Source organism: Phenylobacterium sp., assembly GCF_031425575.1.
GTDB lineage: Bacteria > Pseudomonadota > Alphaproteobacteria > Caulobacterales > Caulobacteraceae > Phenylobacterium.
This window is the reverse complement of sequence record NZ_JANPJP010000074.1, coordinates 1-4,767: the sequence shown is the minus strand read 5'-3', so window position 1 is coordinate 4,767 and position 4,767 is coordinate 1. Positions and strand designations below refer to the sequence as shown.

General features: G+C 65.6%; 4 protein-coding genes and 1 pseudogene. All 5 read left to right on the top strand.

Going from position 1 to position 4,767, the window contains the following annotated elements:
* Positions 1-253: alpha/beta hydrolase fold domain-containing protein (locus RMO97_RS04255; protein ID WP_310539300.1), on the top strand; the 253-nt coding region annotated here is incomplete at its 5' end.
* 347 nt (positions 254-600) lie between these two features.
* Positions 601-1,819: pseudogene (locus RMO97_RS21555) on the top strand (RtcB family protein).
* A gap of 87 nt (positions 1,820-1,906) precedes the next feature.
* Positions 1,907-3,463, top strand: coding sequence for a hypothetical protein (locus RMO97_RS04240; protein WP_310539298.1), 1,557 nt, complete (start codon positions 1,907-1,909; stop codon positions 3,461-3,463).
* Between the two features lie 20 nt (positions 3,464-3,483).
* Positions 3,484-3,885 carry a DUF6665 family protein gene (locus RMO97_RS04235; RefSeq protein ID WP_310539297.1) on the top strand — a complete coding sequence of 134 codons (402 nt, stop codon included), beginning with the start codon at positions 3,484-3,486 and terminating at the stop codon, positions 3,883-3,885.
* Positions 3,886-3,965: 80 nt separating this feature from the next.
* The gene (locus RMO97_RS04230; RefSeq protein ID WP_310539296.1) at positions 3,966-4,487 is read left to right on the top strand and encodes a DUF1993 domain-containing protein; all 522 of its coding nucleotides are present in this window, start codon (positions 3,966-3,968) and stop codon (positions 4,485-4,487) included.
* The last annotated feature ends 280 nt before the right edge of the window (positions 4,488-4,767 follow it).

Sequence of the window (4,767 nt, the reverse complement as noted above, 5' to 3'; positions counted from 1 at the left end):
TCTGGTGGCCGCCAATCTGACCGGCCTCCCGCCGACCACCATTATCCTGGCCGAGATCGATCCCCTGCGCGACGACGGCGTGGGCCTGGCCGACAAGATGCGGGCGGCCGGCGTCACGGTGGACGTCAAGGAATACGCCGGGGTGACCCACGAGTTCTTCAGCATGGGCAAGGTGGTGGCCGACGCGAAGGCCGCCCAGGACTTTGTGGCCGCCAAGCTCAAGGCCGCGTTCGGGCTGGCGCCTGGGGCGTGAGAATGGAGCGCCGGGCCGTGGCTGGAAGGCCACACCCAGGCGCTTTGGGTCGTTGCAGATGAAACAACCCTGTCGCAACCAGCCCGGTCTGTGCTACCCGATTGCGCCTCAAGGATGAGACCAATGTCGAAAACACTCGCCAATTTCGAACGCCCCAGCACCACCGGCCGCCTGGTCGTGGGCGAGCAGGCGCGTGCGTGGGAGGGTGTTTCGATCTAGTCTCAACTCAACTTGAGATGTCTCGAAAGAACCCCTCCCGGCTTGGTCGCGGAGGGGTTCTTCGTTTCGGCAGGACGTTGTGCCGCTGCGGAGGACCGGGAGGGGACTGGTCACAGAAGGATAAGCCGATGAGCGGATACGACGTCATTGCGAGCGAAAAGGGGTTGATCAAGGGGTGGACGCGTGGCGTCCAACTTGAGGACAGCGCGCCCGAGCAGCTGCGCAACGTGGCCGGCTTGCCCTTCATCCATAGCCACGTGGCCGTCATGCCGGACGTCCACTGGGGCATGGGCGCGACCGTCGGCTCGGTGATCCCGACCGTGGGCGCCATCATCCCGGCGGCGGTCGGCGTGGACATCGGCTGCGGCATGATGGCGGTGAAGACGTCCATCCGCGCCGAACACCTGCCGGATAATCTGGGCGCCATCCGCAGCGCCATCGAGGCGGCCGTCCCCCATGGCCGCACCGACAACGGTGGCCGCAATGACATAGGCGCTCACTCGGGCGACCCGCCGGCGCTGGCGGCTGAAAAGTGGTCCGGGCTCAAGGATGGCTACGACGCCATCGTCGAGCGCGACGCCAAGACCGCGCACCCGCGCGGCCTGGGCCACCTCGGCACACTGGGGACCGGGAACCACTTCATCGAGCTCTGTCTCGATGAAGTCGGCGACGTCTGGGTGATGCTGCACTCAGGCTCGCGGGGGGTCGGCAACCGGTTCGGTTCCTACTTCATCGAGAAGGCGAAGAAGGACATGGAGCGGTGGTTCATCCACCTGCCGGACAAAGGATCTGGCCTACTTTCCGGAAGGGTCGGAGGGCTTTGTCTCCTACATCCGTGCGGTCAGCTGGGCGCAGAAGTACGCCTTGGCCAACCGTGAGGTGATGATGGACCAGGTGCTGGGCGTACTCCGCGAGGTGTTTCCGGACCTGTCGACGACGGAGACGGCGGTGAACTGCCACCACAACTATGTCACCAAGGAGCGTCACTTCGGCAAGGACGTCTGGCTGACCCGGAAGGGCGCGGTGCGGGCTGGTCTCGGCGATCTTGGGATCATCCCAGGGTCCATGGGCGCCCGGTCGTTTATTGTACGCGGCAAGGGTAACCCGGACAGCTTCTGCACGTGCTCGCACGGCGCAGGTCGGGCCATGAGCCGGGCCGAGGCCAAGCGGCGCTTCACGCTCGACGACCACGTGGCCGCCACGGCGGGCGTCGAGTGCCGGAAGGACGCCGACGTGATCGACGAAACGCCGATGGCCTACAAGGATATCGACGCGGTGATGGCGGCGCAGGCCGACCTGGTCGAGATCGTCCACACCCTGCGGCAGGTGGTGTGTGTGAAGGGTTGAGCGACGGGTGAAGTGTTGCTTCGGGTCGCGCCGGCTTGAAATGTCTGCGCGGCCCGAAAGTATATGATGTGGTCCAGGAGATGCTGGATGTTGTTCGATTTGATCGGCCGCTGGCGGTCGGGGAAGCTGCCCTGGCCGTCGAATGCGATCCCTTTGCTGACGCGTATCCGTATGGCGCAACAAACGCCTTTCGGCCTTGAGCTCGATCTACCGGTTCCTGAGGGTTCGGCGGTCCGATGGGCCGCGGGCGCGTCCGACGCGCTGTTTGGCCGGGCCGACACGTCTGAACGTCAGATCAGCGCTCGGGGGCTCACTTCGGCGCTGAGCGCCCACTGCCGGCGGCCGTCCGCGGATCGATTTCGCCACCTATACGCCCTGATGGACCGGAGCGATGCGTTCACCGTTGTCGACGGCATGATGGATAAGCTGGAGGGCGCGGGGATCGGCCAGCCGCAGGTCGCCAAGGTGGCGCGGCGGATCGCGAATGAGGCGCCGGATGTCGGGCCGGTGAAGTTGGCTGTCGCGCTTCTGGGAGCTGCCGGGGACTCCCGTGACCTTGAGACACTCCACGATCTCGGCCGCTTCGAGGAACTCACGCTGTATGTGGCGGTCGCGTTCTGCAATCTGCTCACCGAACCTGACGAGGAACTCTGGCGTCTGGCGAAGGCAACCCATGGCTGGGGCCGCATCCAGACAATCCATTGCCTCGCGGAAACGACCGATCCTGCGATCAAGGCCTGGCTTCTTCGGGAGGGTCACCACAACGCTGTGATGGCGGAGGAAATCGCCTACGTCTGCGCAACCACCGGTGGGCTTCGCGACGCGCTAGCCGAGGCTGAACTCGACGCCGAATTGTTGGATGCAGCAGGAGAGCTCATCGTCGCGCTCCTCCAGGGTGGGCCTGCACAGGACATCCACGACTACGCCGATGGACCCGAGGTGCTGAACAAGTTTCTCCGCCATTTGAACGCCGACCCGACACTGACCGTCAACCGGTTCAACGTCGCGGCGCGCATTCGGTCTTTCGTTGCCGAGCCGTTGGATCGCTCGGTTTGGTCGCCGCAGGTCTTGTTCGATCTGCGAACCGGCGTCGCGGCCTATCTGAGCCGAACGGATTGGCGTGACGCCGTCCTGCAGACGCTGCAGTCGGACGATCGGATCACGTTCTTCCAAGCCGCCGAAGCGGGCGCGACCCTGGGCGTGGACGTTTGGCCGTACCATTTCGCACGTCAACGCGACCATCGAACCGGCGACTGGTATTGGCTCATGCAGACGGACGATCCCATGCAGGCCCGGGAGGTGGTCGCGCTTGCCGAGGCGCAGTTGGATCTCAAGAAAGTCGCGTCAGGTCCTGGGCTCACGTTAGGACTTGGATTCGAGTTTGAGGACGACGGAGCGATGGATTTCGTGGTCCAGGACCTGCATCGGTTCCCCGGAGTTGGCTGGACCCTGATCGAGGTGGCGTTGTCCGCGCGCGGGGTCAGGCTCCGCAATATGGCGACCAAAGCACTCCACGGCTGGGGTCGTGAGAATTGGCCCGCGGAAGCGCCGCGTGTGGTGCGGGAAGCCCTCGCCAGAGAGCCTGATGAGACGGTTCGCAGCGCGCTCACCGATTTGCTATCGGACCGTCCCGTTGGCAGGTGAAGCTTCGTTGTGCAGGTTTGGTGAGCGAGGTGACACCACTCGCGGACTTGGCGCAGGCCGACCAACGCATCGGACTTGCGTTCGCCGCTCCGCCCGCCAAAACTGCCCCCATGTCGTCCTTCCGCATGCCGCAATCCCTGAACGCCCGGCTCGGGGTTGAGACCGGCGAGGCTGTGTTCCGCCACGAGTTACTTGAGGAGCAGGCGCAATCCCTGGGCCGCGCCGGCCGCAAGGTTGAGGCGGCGCTGGTCGCGCTGGCGGCTCACGAGGGCGAGCAACGGGCAGCTGCGGTGAAAACCGCCGCCGATGCGGTCTGGGAATTTCTGGTCCAGCGCGAAGTCATGGGGCTTCGCGACCGCAACGCTGTGGTCGCCGAGTACCGTATCCCGCGCGAGGTGATGGCCCGCATTGGCGCGCGCTGAGGCCAAGAACCGGCTTGGCTTGCGCGGCGCGAGATGCGCCAGTGTGGCGACAATCGAACCCCGTGGACGGAACCATTCAAATGCCCATTTCACTCTACGACGTCAGCGTGACGTCCTACCTCCAAACCCTCGGCGCGGTGTCCGGATTTCTGGAGAAGGGACGGGCCCACTTCGAGGCCAACGGCCTTGACCCGGCCACCGTCGTCAGCGCCCGCCTGAAGGACGACATGCTGCCGTTCCTGTTCCAGATCGTGTCGGTCGCCCACCATTCCCGCGGCGCCATCGAGGGCGCCAAGTCCGGCGTGTTCGCCCCCTCGGGCGCGGTTGGTGAGCTGGACTATGCGGGGCTGCAGGCCCTGGTGGCCGACGCCCGGACCGCACTCCAGGCTGAAACGCCGGAGGCGATCAACGCCCTGGAGGGCCGCGACATGGTGTTCAAGCTGGGCGAGCGGCAGATGCCGTTCACCGTGCCGGGGTTCCTGATGAGCTTCTCGATCCCCAACCTGCATTTCCACGCCACCACCGCCTACGACATCCTGCGCCAGGCCGGCGTGCCGCTGGGCAAGCGGGATTACCTGGGCGCGATGCGGATGAAGGTGTGAGGGGCGGCGACGCCCCCTCCACCACTTCGTGGTCCCCCTCCCCCGTAAACGGGGGAGGTACGCGCGAACCTTGAACCTCCCCTGCAAAGCGGGGGAGGGGGACCCAATCCACCCCCTCTGGGGGTGGATCGCGAAGCGTGGGGGGCGCCGGATCGCTTCGCGATCCGGTGGGGGTGGAGGGGGCGTTGGACCGGGCGCGGAACGGCCTAAACCAACCCCTTGCCCGCATCATCGATGATGGTGCCCAGGTCGCGCGTGTCGCCGGCCATGATCATTTCGT

Coding starts and splice junctions, on each gene's coding strand:
- RMO97_RS04230 (WP_310539296.1), top strand. CDS start 3,966: ATGCCCATTTCACTCTACGACGTCAGCGTGACGTCCTACCTCCAAACC.
- RMO97_RS04240 (WP_310539298.1), top strand. CDS start 1,907: ATGTTGTTCGATTTGATCGGCCGCTGGCGGTCGGGGAAGCTGCCCTGG.